Annotated in this window: 15 protein-coding genes; 11 read left to right on the forward strand and 4 right to left on the reverse strand. The window is 72.0% G+C overall.

The features are described 5' to 3' along the window. The first annotated feature begins 195 nt into the window (after nucleotides 1–195). The gene (locus ACF1A5_RS18580; RefSeq protein WP_392193927.1) at nucleotides 196–741 is read left to right on the forward strand and encodes a DUF485 domain-containing protein; all 546 of its coding nucleotides are present in this window, start codon (nucleotides 196–198) and stop codon (nucleotides 739–741) included. Then, entirely contained in the window at nucleotides 738–2,351 is a 1,614-nt protein-coding gene (locus ACF1A5_RS18585; RefSeq protein ID WP_392193928.1) for a cation acetate symporter, read from the forward strand. Before ACF1A5_RS18580 ends, ACF1A5_RS18585 begins: the two co-directional genes overlap by 4 nt. A 90-nt stretch (nucleotides 2,352–2,441) precedes the next feature. On the opposite strand, the gene ACF1A5_RS18590 is transcribed toward ACF1A5_RS18585, so the two are convergent. The 3 genes from ACF1A5_RS18590 to ACF1A5_RS18600 all read right to left on the reverse strand — a co-directional run bounded on the left by ACF1A5_RS18590 (nucleotide 2,442) and on the right by ACF1A5_RS18600 (nucleotide 7,595). Next, the gene (locus ACF1A5_RS18590; RefSeq protein ID WP_392193929.1) at nucleotides 2,442–3,329 is read right to left on the reverse strand and encodes a cellulose-binding protein; all 888 of its coding nucleotides are present in this window, start codon (nucleotides 3,327–3,329) and stop codon (nucleotides 2,442–2,444) included. A gap of 208 nt (nucleotides 3,330–3,537) precedes the next feature. After that, the gene (locus ACF1A5_RS18595) at nucleotides 3,538–6,588 is read right to left on the reverse strand and encodes an SUKH-4 family immunity protein (RefSeq protein ID WP_392193930.1); all 3,051 of its coding nucleotides are present in this window, start codon (nucleotides 6,586–6,588) and stop codon (nucleotides 3,538–3,540) included. Between the two features lie 8 nt (nucleotides 6,589–6,596). Next, nucleotides 6,597–7,595 carry an SMI1/KNR4 family protein gene (locus ACF1A5_RS18600; RefSeq protein WP_392193931.1) on the reverse strand — a complete coding sequence of 333 codons (999 nt, stop codon included), beginning with the start codon at nucleotides 7,593–7,595 and terminating at the stop codon, nucleotides 6,597–6,599. 286 nt (nucleotides 7,596–7,881) lie between these two features. Here ACF1A5_RS18600 and ACF1A5_RS18605 point away from each other — a divergent pair, with 286 nt between their 5' ends. Together ACF1A5_RS18605 and ACF1A5_RS18610 are read left to right on the forward strand one after the other, a co-directional pair. After that, nucleotides 7,882–8,406: a YwqJ-related putative deaminase gene (locus ACF1A5_RS18605; protein ID WP_392193932.1), complete on the forward strand. Its 525-nt coding sequence runs from the start codon at nucleotides 7,882–7,884 to the stop codon at nucleotides 8,404–8,406. Between the two features lie 101 nt (nucleotides 8,407–8,507). Further along, a complete protein-coding gene (locus ACF1A5_RS18610) occupies nucleotides 8,508–9,002 on the forward strand; it encodes an SUKH-3 domain-containing protein (protein WP_392193933.1) in 495 nt (164 codons plus the stop codon). A 14-nt stretch (nucleotides 9,003–9,016) separates the two neighbouring features. On the opposite strand, the gene ACF1A5_RS18615 is transcribed toward ACF1A5_RS18610, so the two are convergent. Then, nucleotides 9,017–10,333, reverse strand: coding sequence for a sensor histidine kinase (locus tag ACF1A5_RS18615; protein ID WP_392193934.1), 1,317 nt, complete (start codon nucleotides 10,331–10,333; stop codon nucleotides 9,017–9,019). 167 nt (nucleotides 10,334–10,500) lie between these two features. Here ACF1A5_RS18615 and ACF1A5_RS18620 point away from each other — a divergent pair, with 167 nt between their 5' ends. From ACF1A5_RS18620 to ACF1A5_RS18650, 7 genes are all read left to right on the forward strand, one after another. After that, the gene (locus ACF1A5_RS18620) at nucleotides 10,501–11,373 is read left to right on the forward strand and encodes a hypothetical protein (protein ID WP_392193935.1); all 873 of its coding nucleotides are present in this window, start codon (nucleotides 10,501–10,503) and stop codon (nucleotides 11,371–11,373) included. A 211-nt stretch (nucleotides 11,374–11,584) separates the two neighbouring features. Then, nucleotides 11,585–13,033, forward strand: a complete 1,449-nt coding sequence (gene glmU, locus ACF1A5_RS18625; protein ID WP_392193936.1) for a bifunctional UDP-N-acetylglucosamine diphosphorylase/glucosamine-1-phosphate N-acetyltransferase GlmU — start codon at nucleotides 11,585–11,587, stop codon at nucleotides 13,031–13,033. 136 nt (nucleotides 13,034–13,169) lie between these two features. Beyond that, the gene (locus ACF1A5_RS18630; protein WP_392193937.1) at nucleotides 13,170–14,144 is read left to right on the forward strand and encodes a ribose-phosphate diphosphokinase; all 975 of its coding nucleotides are present in this window, start codon (nucleotides 13,170–13,172) and stop codon (nucleotides 14,142–14,144) included. A gap of 228 nt (nucleotides 14,145–14,372) precedes the next feature. Next, entirely contained in the window at nucleotides 14,373–14,981 is a 609-nt protein-coding gene (locus tag ACF1A5_RS18635) for a 50S ribosomal protein L25/general stress protein Ctc (RefSeq protein WP_392193938.1), read from the forward strand. A gap of 70 nt (nucleotides 14,982–15,051) precedes the next feature. Continuing rightward, a complete protein-coding gene (pth, locus tag ACF1A5_RS18640) occupies nucleotides 15,052–15,654 on the forward strand; it encodes an aminoacyl-tRNA hydrolase (RefSeq protein ID WP_392193939.1) in 603 nt (200 codons plus the stop codon). A 42-nt stretch (nucleotides 15,655–15,696) separates the two neighbouring features. Then, nucleotides 15,697–16,200, forward strand: coding sequence for a hypothetical protein (locus ACF1A5_RS18645; RefSeq protein WP_392193940.1), 504 nt, complete (start codon nucleotides 15,697–15,699; stop codon nucleotides 16,198–16,200). Nucleotides 16,201–16,335: 135 nt separating this feature from the next. After that, nucleotides 16,336–17,025: an LPXTG cell wall anchor domain-containing protein gene (locus ACF1A5_RS18650; protein ID WP_392193941.1), complete on the forward strand. Its 690-nt coding sequence runs from the start codon at nucleotides 16,336–16,338 to the stop codon at nucleotides 17,023–17,025. The last annotated feature ends 19 nt before the right edge of the window (nucleotides 17,026–17,044 follow it).

The raw sequence follows: 17,044 nt of genomic DNA on the forward strand, positions 1-17,044 counted from the left end.
ACACGGCCCAAAAGACTGACTTAACGCGGGTAACCCCCGAGCCAGGACCCCGGCGCCGTGCAGAAAGCGCATACCGACCGGACAGTTTGACGAAAGGCTCGCGACCGCCCGGTTGGCCGAGTAACGTGCGGGCACCACTCACCCCCCTCCCTGCAGTCCGTCGCACCGGACCCGAGCCGCGCAAGGAATACCGGGATGTCCTACGACTCGTCCCCGCCGTACCCATATCGACCACACGACGCGTCATCGTCGTACCCGTACCGGCCGCACGACACGTCCCCGTCGCGTCCTCATCCCTCGCACGAGGCCTCACCGCCGTACCAGGCCTACGCGCCCCACCCGGCCGACGCGGGCCGCCCCACCTACCCCTGGCAGCCGTCGCCGCCCGAGTCCGAACCCGGACCCGATCACCGGCGGCAGCCGCCCCGGCCCGCGCTGGGGCACCACAGCGACCTGCGGATCCTGCGCGGCGCCTACCGCCTGCAGCGCCGGGTGGCCACGCTCACCGCGCTCGGGTACTTCACGCTGTTCCTGGTCTTCTCGGCGTTCGCGCCGTCGCTCATGACCACCACCGTCACCGACGGCCTGCCCCTCGGGCTGCTGCTCGCCCTGCTCCAGCTCCCCGTCACCTGGCTGGCGATAGCCCTCTACGAGCACACCGCGCGCCGGTACGTCGACCCGATCGCCAGCCGCATCCGCAAGCAGGCGGAGCTGGACGCGAAGCGGGAGGCCACCCGATGACGACGCAGTTCAGCGGGTCGGCCCAGACGATGTCCCTGGTCGCGTTCACGTCCGTCGCCACGGTCACGCTGCTGCTGTGCGTGATGACCGGCCCGGACCGCGACGACCTCGACGAGTTCTACACCGGCTACGGCTCCCTGTCCCCCGTACGCAACGGCCTGGCGATCGCGGGCGACTACATCTCCGCGGCCTCCGTGCTCGGCACGGGCGGCGTGATCGCCCTGTGCGGCTACGACGGGATCGTGCTGGCGCTCAGCACGGCCCTGTCGCTGATGCTGATGATGTTCCTGCTGGCCGAACCGCTGCGCAACGCGGGCCGTTTCACCATGGGCGACGTCCTGGCGCGCCGGATGCCGGGGCGGTCGGCGCGCATCGCGGCGTGCGCGGTGACCATCGCCGCGCTGGTGCCGCTGATGCTGGTGCAACTGGCCGGCACCGGACAGCTGCTGGCCTTCATCCTCGGCTTCTCCGGCGACTCGCTGAAGACGGGCTGCGTGATCGGCCTCGGCGTGCTCATGATCAGCTACGCGGCGATCGGCGGAATGAAGGGCACGGCCCTCATCCAGATCCTGAAGATCGTGATGCTGCTCGGCTCCGGCGCGGTCGTCGCCGTACTGATCCTGGGGCGGTTCGACTGGGACCCGGGCGCGCTGTTCGCCGCGGCGGCGCAGCGCAGCGGGGTCGGGCCCGCCTTCCTCCACTCGGGCCTGGAGTTCGCCGGCGGCGCCAACCCCCGCCTGGACATGATCAGTTCGGAGCTGACGATCGTCCTCGGCGGCGCCTGCCTGCCGCACATCACGATGCGCATGTACACCGCCTCCAGCGCCCGGCAGGTACGCCGGTCGATGTCCTGGGCGGTGTCGAGCGTGGCACTGTTCGTGCTGGTGGTCACGGTCGTCGGGTTCGGCGCGACGGCGCTGATCGGGCGCGGGGCCATCGCGCAGGCCGACCCGCAGGGCAACACCGCCTACCTGCTGGGCAGCCGGGCGGTGTTCGGCGCGGAGGTGTCGGCGGCGGAGAGCTTCCTGTTCACCACCGTCACGACGGCGCTGTTCCTGACCCTGCTCGCCTCCGTCGCCGGGATGATCCTGGCCTGTGCCAACTCCCTCGCCCACGACGTGTTCGCGGCCCGGGTGCGGGAGATGTCGGCGCGCCGTGAGATGACCCTGGCCCGCGTCTCCGCGCTGGCGGTCGGCATCCCCACGATCCTGCTGGCCGTCCTGGTCCAGCACCACAGCCTGCAGCCGCTGGTGACGCTGAGCTTCTGCCTGGGCGCCTCCGCCATCGCCCCCGCCCTGGTATACAGCCTCTTCTGGCGTCGCTACACCCGAACGGGCCTGCTGTGCACGCTCATCGGCGGCTCGCTGGCGGTGCTGGTGCTGATGCCGGGCACCAACCTGGTCTCCGGCTCCCCGGTGGCGGCCTTCCCCGACGCCGACTTCAACTTCTTCCCCTTCACCACGACCGGCCTGGTCTCCATCCCCCTGGGCTTCCTCTTCGGCTGGCTCGGCACACTGGTCTCGGGCCGCGCGAAGGCCGAGGAACAGCGCCGGCAGTACGAGGCGGTCGAGGGCTGGATCCTGGCGGGCGCGGCACGCAGGGGCGGGTGAGCGACGGGCGGCGGGTGCCCCGGGCCGACGGACGGCCGGAGGGACGGTCCGGGGCACCCCCGCCGAACGGGCCCGCCGTCCTCTGCTCGGCTACTCCGCCCACGCCCGCCCGGTGAGGGTGGTGATGCTGTCCTGCACCGAGTCCATCTGCGCGCGCACGTCGTCCCATCTCTCGCCGTGCTCCCGCAGCACCTCCTCGGTCTCCCGGCCGATCCGCTCCTCGTGCGCCCGGGCCTCGGCCAGCACCTCCGCCGCCCGCGCCCCCGCCTCCTCCGGTGCCCGCCGCGCCGCCTCCTCCGCGGCGGCGAGCGCCTCGGCCGCCTCGGCCAGCGCCGCCTCGGCGGCCACCACGCGCCCGGCGTACTCCGCCTCCAGCGCGGCCTGCCGCCCGGCCAGCTCCCGCTCCGCCTCGGCCCACCGCTCGGCGTGCTCGCGGGACTGCTCGGCGAGCATCCCGCAGACACGGTGCCGCACCTCCCGCAGCGCGGCCAGCGCCTCGCCCCGGCCCTCCCGCACCTCGCGCCGCACCGAGACCCGGATCTCGTCGGCCTCCGCGCGCGCCGCCAGCAGCCGCTGCCGGGCGGTCTCCTCGGCCGCCGTCCGCACGGCCTCGGCGTGCGTCCGGGCCGCTTCGAGCACGGCCTCCGCGTCCGCCCGCGCCTCGTCCACCACGTGCCGCGCCTCCCGCCGGGCGCGCTCCCGGACCTCCTGCGCCTCCCGCTGCCCCAGCTCGAAAAGCAGCCGGGCGCCCTCACCGAGGGCCGCGTACGTCTGCGGGGCGAGCCGCGCCACGGTCTCCCTCAGGGCGAGGGCCTCCGCCTCCATGTTCCTGGCGAGGACGGTCAGCCGCGCGGCGCGCTCCCAGGCGGCGTCCCGGTCGTCGGAGAGGGCCGCCACCCAGGCATCGGCCTGCTCCGGCCGGTAGCCGCGTCCCCGTACGGCCGCGAAGCCGTGAGGTGACACCGCTGTGCTGCCCATCCTGGAACCCCTTCCGCCGGACCCCCGCCGCACGGACGCCGCCAGCCGACGTCGCGCACATCTTGAGGTATCGGGCATAAATGTCCATAACGCGACACTCCGGGCAAGGGGTAATGCCGGATACGGGCGAGAGCCGAGCTGCGGTGAACAAAAAGGGGCCGGGCCCGGTCATCCGACCGGGCCCGGCCCTCGCACCCGCCTCAACGGGTCACAGCAGCCCGTCCCACATCTGCTCCAGCAGCACCGACCACCAGCTCTCCGGCGAACCCAGCGCCGCCGGGTCCAGGGCGGCGAGCTGGGCCTGGAAGTCGACGGTCCAGCGGCCCGCCTGCTCCTGGTTCAGCCCGTACCGCAGCCGCCACATCCGCCCGAGCAGCGCCAGGCAGCGCGCGAACTCGGGCAGACCCGTGTTCACGAACTGCGGCGGTACGGACGTACCGCCCGGCCCCGCCTCCACGGGCACCGCGACGATGTTCGCCGTGCCGTACTGCACACAGATCGCCCGGCCGAAGTCGCTGCCCATGACCAGGTACGAGCCCGCGTCCGGCGCCGGTTGCACCCCGCGCTCGGCCGCCAGCTCAGCCAGCGTCGGCACCGGACGGCCCGGCTGGGCCTGCGCCCAGAAGAACGGGCCCATGTCCACCGGCAGACCGGCCGCCACCAGCGTGTGCGCGACGATCGGCGGCACACCCTGCCGGGAGACCGCCGCCTGTTCGAACCGGAACACTCCCGGCCCGAAGGCACCGGCCAGCTCCTGCCCGATCGCCTCCGGCGGAACCGGCGGCGCGGGCTGCACCGGCGGCAGCGGCGCCCGCACCGGCCCCGGCCGCGCCGGACCGTCTGCGACCTGGTGCAACTCACCCTGGTGCGCCAGCAGTTGCTGCATCCCCTGCTGCCGGCTCGCGTGATCCGTGCCGTACGGCGCGATCGACGCGATACGCGCCTGCGGCCACTGCTCGCGGATCATCCGCGCGCAGTAGGCGCCGGGCAGCTCGCACGACTCCAGCTCGGTGTGCAGTTCCAGCACCTGGTTCGGCGGCACGTTCATGGCGCGCAGCTCGTGGAAGATCTGCCACTCCGGGTGCGGCGTGCCCGGCGCGGACCGCCGGATCAGCTGCTGCTCCGACCCGTCCTGCGCGCGGTAGCGCAGCACGGCCTGATAGCCGGGGCCGACGATCGGCTGCCCCTGCTGCGGATAGCCGTACGCCGGAGGCTGCTGCCCGGGGACGGGCGGCTGGCCCGGCACGGGCTGACCGGGCACCAGGGGCTGACCGGGCATGGCCTGACCGGGCACGGGCGGCTGGCCCGGCGGGGGCATCGCACCGGGCGGGGGCATCGCACCGGGGGGAGGCATCGCACCAGGCGGGGGCATCGCACCAGGCGGGGGCATCGCACCAGGCGGGGGCATCGCACCAGGCGGGGGCATCGCACCAGGAGGCGGAGGCGTCGCACCGGGCGGCTGCGGGGCGCCTGGGGGCATCCCGGGTGCGCCCGGAGCACCGGGGGCGCCGGGCGGGCCGGGGGGACCCGGAGGCTGCGGCGCACCACCGAGCTGACTGGGATCGGCCAGCATCGTGGCCGCGTGGTGGACCCCGCCCGGAGGCGTACCACCAGGCGTGTTCGGCGCGCCCGGAACACCCGGAACACCGGGTGGGCCGGGCGGCTGCGGGGCATGGGGAGCGCCCGGGGCACCGTGCGCTCCCGGCGCGCCGGGCGGGCCCGGCGGACCCGGAGGCTGCGGCGCACCGCCGAGCTGACTGGGATCGGCCAGCATCGTGGCCGCATGGTGGACCCCGCCCGGAGGCGTACCACCAGGCGTGTTCGGCGCGCCCGGAACACCCGGAGCACCGGGCGGCTGCGGGGCACCCGGCGGCGGAGGCGTGCCCGGACCGGCGGCGCCCTCGGGGCCGTCGGGACCGAGCGAGGACACGAGCTGGGTCCGCACGTACCCGCCCGCGGGGGCGCCCGGCGGCGGAGGCGTGTCCGGCGCGGGCGTCCCGCCCGGCCGCGCGCCCGGCGTCCCCGGGGCACCCGGCGGCGGAGGCGGCGCCGACCCGCCACCGTGTCCACGGCGCGGCGGAGGCGCCGCCTTGCTGGTCGCGGCGTCGGCGATGTCCCCGGCGTTCGCGGCGAGCGGGCGCCCCGGACCGGCCGGACCACCCGGAGCCGGCGGCGCGGCCGCGGCCCCGCCCGGCCCCTGCGGATACCCGTACGAGGACGCGCCGGGCGGCGGAGGCGGGGGCGTGCCCTGCGGACCGCCCGGAGGCGGAACCGGAGCGCCGGGCGGCGAAGGCGGCGTACCGCCCTGGGACGCGCCCGGCCCGCCCGGTGTGTGCTGTGCGGCCGGGTCGTCGAGCGCCGGCGCCATGGCCGTACGCGGAAGCCGGCTGCCACCGGCCATCAGCGCCGTCTTCGCGTCCGGCACGGACGACGGCGGCGGGGTGCCGTCGCCGGAGTCGCTCAGCTGCGGCGCGAACACCGTCGCGGGCAGCGGCACGGAACGGTCCTCCCCCGCGTCGGCGTTGGTGTCCGTACCCGCCCACGGCGTGGCCCCCGCCGGAGTCCCCGGCGCACTCGCACCCATCCCGGCCGGAGCCCCAGGCGCACCCGCGCCGCTCCCGGACGGCGCACCGGCGTCCTCCGCACCTCCACCGGCGGCCGGCCACGCCGCGCCGCCCGACACCGGGGAACCGGCCGGCACCCCGGCCTGCGTCTCGGGCAGCGCCCCGCCCCCGGCCACACCCGAAACCCCACCGGCACCGGAACCGGCAGCCGTCCCGGAAGCGACACCGGCATCAGAAGCCGGCCCGGCACCACTGCCGGCCCCGGCCCCGGCCCCGGCCCCGGCTCCCGTCCCGGACGCGGCCCCGGACCTCCGGTCAGGAATCCCCAGCTTGTCCGCCGCCTCCTGCAACCACTCCGGCGGACTCAGCAGGAACGACGTCTGATTCAGATCCACCCGCGCCGCAGGCGCCGGCGCCGGCTCGGCGGGCACGTCCGGACGGCCGTACTCCTCCTCGTACCGGCGGATCACCTCACCCACCGGCAGCGACGGCCACAGCGTCGCCTCCCCGCTGTCCCGCGCGATCACCAGCCGCTGCGCGCCCCCGTCCGAACGCGGCCCGTCCGCACGGTCCTCGGCCCACACCACGAAACCGAGCTCGAACTCCCGCACCCGCACCTCGCGGTGCTGGTACGAGGGCACGTCCCCGTTGATCCACTCCTCGGCGCGCTCCTGCGCCTGCGCGAAGGTCACCATCGCTCAGCTCACTCCCCCACCGACGACACGGAAGAGACGGGCACGACCCGCGCGAAACCGCCGTCCACCATCAGATTCGCCACCGTCTCCAACTCCGGCGGAGAACCCGCCAGTCGGGACAGGAACGCGTCGAAGTCCGCGGCGCACGGCAGCAGCAGCCGCTCCACCCGCTCCGCGGGCGACCACGACGGATCCACGTCACGCGCGTCGTCGTACGCGCAGAACCACACCGAACCCTGCCGGTCGCCCCGCACCTTCACCGCGAGCAGACCGCCCTGCACGAACGCGACCCCCAGATAGTCCTTCGTCAGATGGTCGCGCAGACACTTGTTCACATACACCAGGTCGTTGACCGCCGCCTCCTCACGCACGGTGAAGAACGGCTGGTCGACCAGCAGCCCCAACTCCGCGTCCAGCGCCGTCCCGACCGGCGCGCAACCGCCCGCCGCCTTCAGGAACGAGCGGTACGGGCCAGGCAGCCGGTACCCCAGGTCCTCCTCGACCCCCTGCACCGCCTGCTCGGAGACCGCCACACCCGACTTCGGCAGCCCGAAGTGCGCCGGACGCGTCTCCTGCAACGGCCGCGTGCCCCGCTTGGTCTGGTCGACCTTCGCGGTCGCGATCCCGCCGTGGTGCCGCAGCAACGCCTTCACCTCGACCGGCACCAGCTCCAACCGGCGGCCGCCCGGCACGTGGTGCCACGTCCAGCCGTGCGGCGTCGCCACATCCGGCACGGTGTCCCACAACTCGTGCCCCGTCGCGGCCAGCGCCGCGTTCGCCGACACGTAGTCCGTCAGCCGCAACTCGTCGACACCGAAACCCTCCGGCGGCTCCGCGATCTCCGCCACCGCCCGGGCGTACGGCGAGAAGTCGGGATAACCGCGCTCGTCCATCCGCACCCCCCTCGGGTGGCGGGTGGCCCGGACCGGATCCGGGAAGTGCACGACCTGCCCTGCATAGGCCGCGTTCGGCGGCGCGGCTTGCTGCCCGAGCCGACCTGTCGTCATGGCGGTTGCCCCCTGCGGCACTCTGTACGGCCCGCGGCCGCCGGCTCCTGCGCCGGCCCACCACTGCCCGTATCGACTACTTCTCTCCAACGCGTTGACCGCACCGATCGCGGTGCCGACAGCCTATGCGGTACCGCTTCACCGGTCACCGGGCCTCCACCTCCGTGACCAGCCGTCACCCCCGCGTGACGGACCGATCCTGCCCGGGCGTGTCGCACCGCCCCAGCTTCCGCACCGGCCAAGGCATTTGGCAGTCTGTCTTCTTCCGGGGGATGCTCGGGAGGGGATGATGATCATGAGCGCGACACAGACGGGACCGCACACCAACGCATCCGGCGACCCGCGAATCGGCTGGAGCAGCGCCGAAACCCCCCACGCGCCCGCCCTGCGCCACCGCCGCGACGGCATACTCCCCACCGTCGCCGCCGCCCTCTCCGTCCGCGGCGCCACCCTCACCGGCACCGCCGCCCGCGGCGACCAGCCCCCCGCCCTCCACCCACTCGTCCAGGACTTCCTCGACACCCTCACCAGCGCCCAACGCGACCGCTTCACCGGCCGCTGCGCGGAGACCATCCTCATCTCCCGGCACATCACGGGCGCCGACGCGGCCCGCAGCAAACGGGCCGCACGCAAACCCATGACCAACGGCGAAGCCCGCAGAGCACTCAAGCAGGCCAAACTCACCGCCCGCCGCATCCGCGAGGCCGGCGACCCCCTGCACGGCAGCTTCGCCACCCCCTGCCGGGCCTGCACCGCACTCAGCGCCCACTTCGGCGTCCGCATCGTCGACCCCACCGCCACCGACGACTGACACCCGGAACCCACGGGCGAACCACGACGAACAAGCGAACAGACGCACAGTTCCACCGACGCACAGGCACACACAGGCAAGAACGGGCCAACATAGGGCAGATGCACACCGACCGCACCTCCACCACCCGCTTCGCCGTACCCGTCGACGCCGCCCTGCGCGCCGCCGGCTGGCAACCCGGACGCTGGGACATAAGACAGGCCGAGAGCTGGGCCGACACCCTGCGCGACCACACCTCACCCGCCGGACACCGCCACACGGTCTTCCCCGCCGCCGTCGAAGCCTGGGCCGAATTCGGCGGCCTCCGCATCACCCCCACCGGACCCGGCCGCCAGATCGCCCCCGCCGCCCTCCACCTCGACCCCCTGCACGGCCTCCACCTGGCCCGCACCCTCGGCGACCTCGGCCGCGCCCTGGACAGCGAGGTCTGCCCCCTCGGCACCGAGACCGAGACCCGTTCCCTCCTCGCCATCGACACCGAAGGCCGCGTCTACGCCCTCGACCACACCGGCGACTGGTACCTCGGCCCCGACATCGACCAGGCCCTCACCGCCCTCGTCTCCGGCACCCAGCCCACTCGCCTGACCGGAGGCTGACGCACCAACCGGCACTACGAAGCCGGAATCACCGCCGACACCCGAAAACCACCCGCATCCGTCGGCCCCGACACGAACACTCCGCCCAGCGCCGCCACCCGCTCCCTCATCCCGAGCAGACCGTTCCCTCCCGACGGCAGCCGCGCGGCCGACGCCGACCCCGGCTCCGGCGGCGGCTCGTTCTCCACCTGCATCGCGATCTCCGACACCCGGTGCGCCACCCGCACCCGCGTCTTCGCCCCCGCCGCATGCTTGTGGACGTTCGTCAAGGCCTCCTGCACCACCCGGTACGCCGTCTGCTCCACCTCCGCCGCATACGACCGCGACTCCCCCTCGACCGACAGGTTCACCACCATCCCCGCCGCCGCCGACTGCCCGATCAACTCGTCCAGCTCCGACAACCACGGCCCCTCGGCACCCGGCTCCTCACCCGCACCCCGCGACGCCGCCGCGGCCGCCGCCACCCCCACCGCGACAAGCGGGACCGCCACCGGCTCACGCCGACCCTGGCCCTCCCCACTGCGCAGCACCCCGAGCATCTCCCGCAACTCGGTCAACGCCTGCCGCCCCATGTCCCCCACCAGCGCGGCGTTCTTCACCGCCTTGTCCGGGTCCTTGCGCGCCACCGCCTGCAACGCCGCCGCGTGCACCACCATCAGACTCACCCGATGAGCGACCACGTCGTGCATCTCCCGCGCGATCCGCGTCCGCTCCTCACCCCGAGCCCACTCCGCCCGCTCCTCGGCCCGCTCCGCCAGCAACTGCAACTCCCGCTCCAGGCTGTCCGCCCGCTCCCGCAGGCTCTCCATCAGCCGGCGCCGCGCGCCGACGTACAACCCGAGCAGCACAGGAGGAGCCGTCAGCCCCAGCGAGGTGGTGACGGCGGCGAACGGCACGAACCAGTCCCCCAGTGTCAGATCCCCCCGCGCCATGTCCTGCCGCGCCCGCACGAACGTCACGATCATCGTGCCCAGCAGCGACATCCCGGCCAGCGCCGCGATGACCCGGCGCGGCAACTCACACGCCGCCAGCGTGTACAGGCCGACGATGCCCATCAGGAAACCCATCTGGGCCGGCGTGACGGCGATCGACACGAGCACGACGGCGATCGGCCACCGCCGCCGGACCAGCAGCACGGACCCGGCCACCAGACCGAACACGATCCCCGCCGACACCGGGATCCCCGCGTCCCGCGCGAAGGGAATCCCCTCCGCCCCGCACTCCAGAGCGGACACCAGCGCGAGACTCCCGTCCAGCGCCGCACTGCGCCACCGCGCCCACCACCACGGCCCGGTCACGGCCGCCGCGCGGTCTTCCCCCGTCGTGGTCATGACTCCAGCCTACGGGCGCCGCCCCCGGCTTTTCCGGCGAGTTTCCGCTACTGGCCCACACCACACTCCGTAATCGAATAGCAGCAAAACCAGCTGATATCCCTCGAACTACTGAACCAGCCCCCGTTCAACCCCGGACCACTCCATTCCGGCCGGACGGTATGCCCATGGCACATTCACACAGCAAGTACGCGGACTTCGAGAGCCTGCGGGAGCGGGCGGTGACGCTGCGGCGCGAGGGGTACAGCCTTCGGCAGATCCGCGACGAACTGAAGGTCTTCAACAACGACATCCTCAATCAACTGGTGAAAGGGGAGGCGCCGCCGGCGTGGACGAAGCGCCCGCGAGCCAAGGACGACCTCCGCGCAAAGGCACGCGAGCTGCGCCTCCAGGGCTGGACCTACGACCAGATCGAGGCGGAGCTGGGCTGCTCACGGAGCTCGGTGTCACTGTGGGTGCGGGACCTGCCGAAGCCGGAGCGCAAGCGCAGCCCTGGGGAGGCGGCAGCCATCGCCCGGAAGGGCTGGGAAGCGAAACTGCGCATCCGCGACGAGGAGCGGCAGCGCACGAAGGCGATGGCCAAGCAGGCGATGGCCAAGCAGGCGATCGGCGGCCTCTCGCCCCGCGAGCTCTTCCTGGTGGGCGTGAGCCTGTACTGGGCGGAGGGCAGCAAGGACAAGCCTTACGAGCGCCGCGAGAACGTGACGTTCGTCAACAGCGACCCGGGCGTGATCAAGGTATTCCTCGCCTGGCTCGACCTGGTCGGCATCGAGCGCGAGCGTCTCCGCTTCACCGTCATGATCCACGAGAGCGCGGACGTGGCCGGAGCCGAGCGGTACTGGGCCGAGCTCGTCGGCGCCGACTCTTCGGCGTTCAACAAGACAACACTCAAGAAGCACAACCCCAAGACGGTTCGCAAGAACATCGGCGCCGCGTATCGGGGCTGCCTCGTGATCAAAGTCCTGAAGGGCGCGGACTTGTACCGTCGCATCGAAGGGTCTTGGTGCGGCATAGTGTGGGGTGCCGACTCGACGGACTGACCAAATGTCCGGTTCGGGCGAGTTTCATCCCCCATGGTGTAATCAGGCAGCACTGAGGGTTTTGGTCCCTTAAGTTCAGGTTCAAATCCTGATGGGGGAGCTGTCACGATGCGGGCCCTGACTTCCCAGTCAGGGCCCGCTCTCGTCTCCCCCACGAACCACCCCGGTATCCTGCGGATGTCCACCCCACCCAAAAGCCGAAGGGCATCCCGTGAGCTCCGTTCGCCCGGCAGCCGTCGTCGTTCTCGCAGCGGGTGAGGGCACCCGTATGAAGTCGGCCACACCCAAGGTCCTGCACGAGATCTGCGGCCGTTCCCTGGTCGGTCATGTGCTGGCCTCCGCCCGTGAGTTGAAGCCCGAGCACCTGGTCGTGGTGGTCGGGCACGCGCGGGAGAAGGTCACCGCGCATCTCGCCGAGGTCGACCCTCAGGCGCGTACCGCGGTGCAGGAGAAGCAGAAGGGCACCGGGCACGCCGTCCGGATGGGGCTGGAGGAGCTCGGCGGGTCCGTGGACGGGACCGTCGTCGTCGTCTGTGGGGACACCCCGCTCCTGACCGGCAGGACTCTCCAGAGCCTGACCGCGACCCACGCCGAGGACGGCAACGCCGTCACCGTGCTGACGGCCGAGGTGCCGGACGCGACCGGTTACGGCCGGATCGTCCGCGACGGGGCCTCGGGGGCCGTGACGGCGATCGTGGAGCACAAGGACGCGACGGAGTCGCAGCGGGCGATCCGGGAGATCAACTCCGGGGTGTTCGCGTTCGACGGGCGGTTGCTGGCCCAGGCGCTGGGCAAGGTGCGGACGGACAACAGCCAGGGCGAGGAGTACCTGACGGACGTCCTCGGCATCCTGCGGGAGGCCGGGCACCGGGTGGGCGCCTGTGTGGCGGAGGACCACCGGGAGATCGCGGGGATCAACAACCGGGTGCAGCTGGCCGAGGCGCGCCGGACGCTGAACGACCGGCTGCTGACGGAGGCGATGCTGGCGGGTGTCACCGTCGTGGATCCGGCGACGACGTGGGTGGATGTGACGGTGGTGTTCGAGCAGGACGTGACGGTGCTGCCGGGGACGCAGTTGCACGGGTCGACGCAGCTGGGTGAGGGCTGTGTGGTGGGGCCGAACAGCCGGCTGACGAACACGCGCGTGGGCAGGGGGGCGCGGGTGGACAACACGGTCTCGGACGGTGCGGTGATCGGTGCGGAGGCTTCGGTGGGGCCGTTCGCGTATCTGCGTCCGGGTACGCGGCTGGGGCTGAAGTCGAAGGTGGGCACGTACGTCGAGACGAAGAACGCGTCGATCGGTGAGGGCACCAAGGTGCCGCATCTGTCGTACGTCGGTGACGCGACGATCGGTGAGTACTCGAACATCGGCGCCGCGAGCGTGTTCGTGAACTACGACGGGCAGGACAAGCACCACACGACGGTGGGGTCGCACTGCCGTACCGGTTCGGACAACATGTTTGTGGCTCCTGTCACGATCGGGGACGGGGCGTACACCGCCGCGGGGTCGGTGATCACGCGGGACGTGCCGCCGGGTTCGCTGGCCGTGGCCCGTGGCCAGCAAAGGAATATCGAGGGCTGGGTGGCTCGTAAGCGGCCCGGGAGCGCGGCGGCGAAGGCGGCCGAGGCGGCGTCCCGGGAGCCGGAGGGCGAGGTCTGAGGGGAATCACGCACGTCCGGGACGGCGTACCGTGATAAGTGCACCACCCGCACCCCACCAGCTGAGACGGCTTCGCGCAGACAGCTGACGAGGCTTCTCGACATCCAGCTGTGAATACCTCTGAGGAGACAGTGCTGTGACCGGGATCAAGACGACCGGCGAGAAGAAGTTGATGTTCTTCTCCGGCCGCGCCCACCCCGAGCTTGCCGGGGAGGTCGCTCACGAGCTGGGTATCGGGGTTGTCCCGACGAAGGCCTTCGACTTCGCCAACGGTGAGATCTATGTGCGTTATCAGGAGTCGGCGCGTGGCGCGGACTGTTTCCTGATCCAGAGCCACACGGCCCCGATCAACAAGTGGATCATGGAGCAGTTGATCATGATCGACGCGTTGAAGCGTGCGTCGGCCCGCTCCATCACGGTGATCGTGCCGTTCTACGGTTACGCGCGGCAGGACAAGAAGCACCGGGGGCGTGAACCGATCTCGGCGCGTCTGATCGCCGATCTGATGAAGACGGCGGGTGCGGACCGGATTCTCGCGGTGGATCTGCACACGGATCAGATCCAGGGTTTCTTCGACGGTCCGGTGGATCATCTGTTCGCGCTGCCGCTGCTCGCGGACTACGTGGGCAACAAGGTGGACCGTTCGAAGCTGACGGTGGTGTCTCCGGACGCCGGCCGGGTGCGGGTGGCGGACCGCTGGTGCGACCGGCTGGGCGCGCCGCTGGCGATCGTGCACAAGCGCCGGGACAAGGATGTGGCGAACCAGGTCACGGTGCACGAGGTCGTGGGTGATGTGAAGGGCCGTATCTGTGTGCTGGTGGACGACATGATCGACACCGGTGGCACGATCTGTGCGGCCGCGGACGCGTTGTTCGCGCATGGTGCGGAGGACGTGATCGTGACGGCGACGCACGGTGTGCTGTCGGGTCCGGCGGCGGACCGGTTGAAGAATTCGAAGGTGAGCGAGTTCGTGTTCACGAACTCGCTGCCGACGCCGGGTGAGCTGGAGCTGGACAAGATCACGGTGCTGTCGATCGCGCCGACGATCGCGAGCGCGGTGCGTGAGGTGTTCGAGGACGGTTCGGTGACGAGCCTGTTCGACGAGCAGTGACGGTCACTGTGGTGGGGCGTGACTGATCGCCGTCGGTCGCTGTAGATCGCTGTAGATCGTTTTGGGTTCGGCCTCCTTTGCCGAGTAGACTGCTCCAGTTGCTCGGCGAGGGAGGCCGTTTCCGTTGTTCCGGCGGATGCGGTGGTCCGTAATCGACGCGCTCTTCGTAGCAGGCCGTTCGTGTGGCCGGGTGACCAGTCCCCTTAATTTCTGCGAGGAGTGAAGAGCATGTCCGAGGTGAAGATCTCCGCCGCGACGCGCACCGAGTTCGGCAAGGGTGCCGCGCGCCGTATCCGTCGTGAGGACAAGGTTCCGGGTGTGCTGTACGGGCACGGCTCGGACCCGCTGCACCTGACGCTGCCGGGCCACGAGCTGCTGCTGGCGCTGCGTACGCCGAACGTCCTGATCTCGCTGGACATCGACGGCAAGGCGAACGAGCTGGCGATCCCGAAGGCCGTGCAGCGTGACCCGCTGAAGGGTTTCCTGGAGCACGTGGACCTGCTGCTGGTCAAGCGCGGCGAGAAGGTCACGGTCGAGATCCCGGTGCAGGCCGAGGGTGAGCTGGCCCCGGGTGGCAACCTGCTGGAGCACGTGCTGTCCGCGCTGCCGGTCGAGGCCGAGGCCACGCACATCCCGGAGCAGGTGACGGTCTCCGTGGAGGGTCTGGAGGCCGGTGCCTCGGTCCACGCCAAGGACATCAAGCTGCCCAGCGGCGTGACCCTGGCCGTGGACGAGGACGCCGTGGTGCTGCAGGTCCTGCAGGCCCAGATCGAGGAGGCCCCGGAGGGCGAGGGCGAAGAGGCCGTCGAGGGCGAAGAGGCCGGCGCCGAGGCCTGAGCCTGACCGTCGTCGTTTCTGTCAGCCGCTGTTCCCGTCGGGGGCAGCGGCTGGCGCGTATCGAGGAGATGTGGACGTGACCACTCCCGCCAATGTCCCGTGGCTGATCGTCGGCCTCGGCAATCCGGGGCCGGAGTACGCCATGAACCGGCACAACGTGGGGTTCATGGTGGTGGATCTGCTGGCCGAGCGGATCGGGGGGAGGTTCAAGCGGGCGCAGAAGGCGCAGGCGCAGGTGGTGGAGGGCCGGATCGGGCCGCCGGGGCCGGCGGGTCGGCGGGTGGTGCTGGCGAAGCCGATGTCGTTCATGAACCTGTCGGGCGGTCCGGTGAACTCGCTTCGGGACTTCTACAAGGTGCCGGTGGCGAACGTCGTGGCGGTGCATGACGAGTTGGACATCGACTACGGCACGCTGCGGTTGAAGCTGGGGGGCGGCGACAACGGGCACAACGGTCTGAAGTCGATGACGAAGGCGATGGGTGCGGACTACCACCGGGTGCGGTTCGGGATCGGGCGCCCGCCGGGCCGGATGCAGGTGGCGGACTTCGTGCTGAAGGACTTCTCGTCGGCGGAGCGCAAGGAGCTGGACTACTTCGTGGACCGGGCGGCGGATGCGGTGGAGTGTCTGGTGTCGGAGGGGCTGGAGCGGGCGCAGAGCTCGTACAACTCCTGACTTGTCCGCCTTGTGAGTTGACCGGGTGCGACGGTATGGCCAATGATCCCGGCCATGCCCGCCACCCTCACCCGCTCCCGTCAGGCCTCGGCCGCCGCGCTCCGGCTCGGTCGGGTCGCGGCGATGGGCACGGTCGCGGTGCTGATCCTGATCGCGGGTGTGTGGGCGTCCTGGGGGACCGCGCAGCACGTGATGCTGACCAAGGGGCGGGAGCACGGCACGGTCACGGTGGTGCGCTGCGGGGAGGGTGCGTGCACTGGCCGGTACACGCCGGTGTCGCCGGGGTCGACGCCGCGGGGCCGGGTCGTGATCACGCAGACGGTGACGGTGCGCAGGGGCGGTACGTACGCGGTGATCGTGAAGCCGGGTACGGACGAGGTGGTGCGCTCGGGTCCGGCCGGGGTGCTGTATGCCTGGGTGCCGCTGGGCGGGGCGCTGCTGCTGGCGTCGGTCGTGGTGGCGGGCGGGCTGCGGCGGACGCGGGTGGCGTGGGCGCTGGCGGGGGCGGGGTTCGCGTTGCTGACGGCGGCGTTCGTGGCGCTTTGACCGCGTGGGGGCGACCTCCACGTGTGTGCGGGTTCCAAGCGTTCCCGGTTTGTGATTGACGCATGGTCAGTGGCGAGTGGAAGCTGAACCGCCCCCTCCACACCTTCCTTTCGCTTCCCGAAGAGGGCCTTCTCCATGCGTACCCTGATTCGCGCCGGCGCGCTGACCGCCGGCGTCTGCGCGGCGGTCGTGGCCGTTCCGGCCGCTCACGCCTCGCCCCGCGGTGACAACGGCACCGTGAAGATCCACGACGCGGCGACCGGCGCCGAGGCGCGCCGCAACGAGCCGCACGTGTGCTCCTTCTACCTGGACGCCTTCGGCTTCGACGGTGGGCAGCAGGTGGCCTGGCACATCGAGGCGTGGGCTCCGACGGCCGCGGCCAAGGGCGTCGAGGTGAAGTCCGGGTCGATCGTGCTGGACGCCGAGGGCGCCGGCCGGACGCCGGACCTGTCGCTGCCGGACGGGCACTACAAGCTGTTCTGGAACTTCGACGGCGAGAAGGGTGCCGCGAAGCAGAAGGTGTTCTGGACGGACTGCGCGGCATCCGGCGGCCCGTCGGCGTCCGTCTCGGTGGGCGCTTCCGTCTCGGCCGACGCGTCCGTGTCGGCGGGCGCTTCCGTGCCGGCCGGTTCCGCGGCCTCGCCGTCGGCGTCCGCCGGTGCGGGGGCGGCCGTGTCGTCGTCGCCGTCGCCCCAGGGCGGCGCGGGCGATCTGGCCGAGACCGGTGCCGGTGCCCCGGTGGGGGCGCTCTCGGCCGCGGCGGCCGCGCTGCTGGCGGCGGGCGGTTATCTGGTGTTCCGGCGGCGTGCGGTCCGCCGGGGCTGACGGGCTCCCGTAGGGCGAA

Origin of the sequence: Streptomyces sp. NPDC014864, assembly GCF_043081525.1 — a bacterium.
GTDB lineage: Bacteria > Actinomycetota > Actinomycetes > Streptomycetales > Streptomycetaceae > Streptomyces.

Bases quoted from the DNA above. Each gene is read 5' to 3' on its own strand.
- ACF1A5_RS18580 (WP_392193927.1), top strand. From the start codon at position 196: ATGTCCTACGACTCGTCCCCGCCGTACCCATATCGACCACACGACGCG.
- ACF1A5_RS18585 (WP_392193928.1), top strand. From the start codon at position 738: ATGACGACGCAGTTCAGCGGGTCGGCCCAGACGATGTCCCTGGTCGCG.
- ACF1A5_RS18590 (WP_392193929.1), bottom strand. From the start codon at position 3,329: ATGGGCAGCACAGCGGTGTCACCTCACGGCTTCGCGGCCGTACGGGGA.
- ACF1A5_RS18595 (WP_392193930.1), bottom strand. From the start codon at position 6,588: ATGGTGACCTTCGCGCAGGCGCAGGAGCGCGCCGAGGAGTGGATCAAC.
- ACF1A5_RS18600 (WP_392193931.1), bottom strand. From the start codon at position 7,595: ATGACGACAGGTCGGCTCGGGCAGCAAGCCGCGCCGCCGAACGCGGCC.
- ACF1A5_RS18605 (WP_392193932.1), top strand. From the start codon at position 7,882: ATGATGATCATGAGCGCGACACAGACGGGACCGCACACCAACGCATCC.
- ACF1A5_RS18610 (WP_392193933.1), top strand. From the start codon at position 8,508: ATGCACACCGACCGCACCTCCACCACCCGCTTCGCCGTACCCGTCGAC.
- ACF1A5_RS18615 (WP_392193934.1), bottom strand. From the start codon at position 10,333: ATGACCACGACGGGGGAAGACCGCGCGGCGGCCGTGACCGGGCCGTGG.
- ACF1A5_RS18620 (WP_392193935.1), top strand. From the start codon at position 10,501: ATGGCACATTCACACAGCAAGTACGCGGACTTCGAGAGCCTGCGGGAG.
- ACF1A5_RS18635 (WP_392193938.1), top strand. From the start codon at position 14,373: ATGTCCGAGGTGAAGATCTCCGCCGCGACGCGCACCGAGTTCGGCAAG.
- ACF1A5_RS18645 (WP_392193940.1), top strand. From the start codon at position 15,697: ATGATCCCGGCCATGCCCGCCACCCTCACCCGCTCCCGTCAGGCCTCG.
- ACF1A5_RS18650 (WP_392193941.1), top strand. From the start codon at position 16,336: ATGCGTACCCTGATTCGCGCCGGCGCGCTGACCGCCGGCGTCTGCGCG.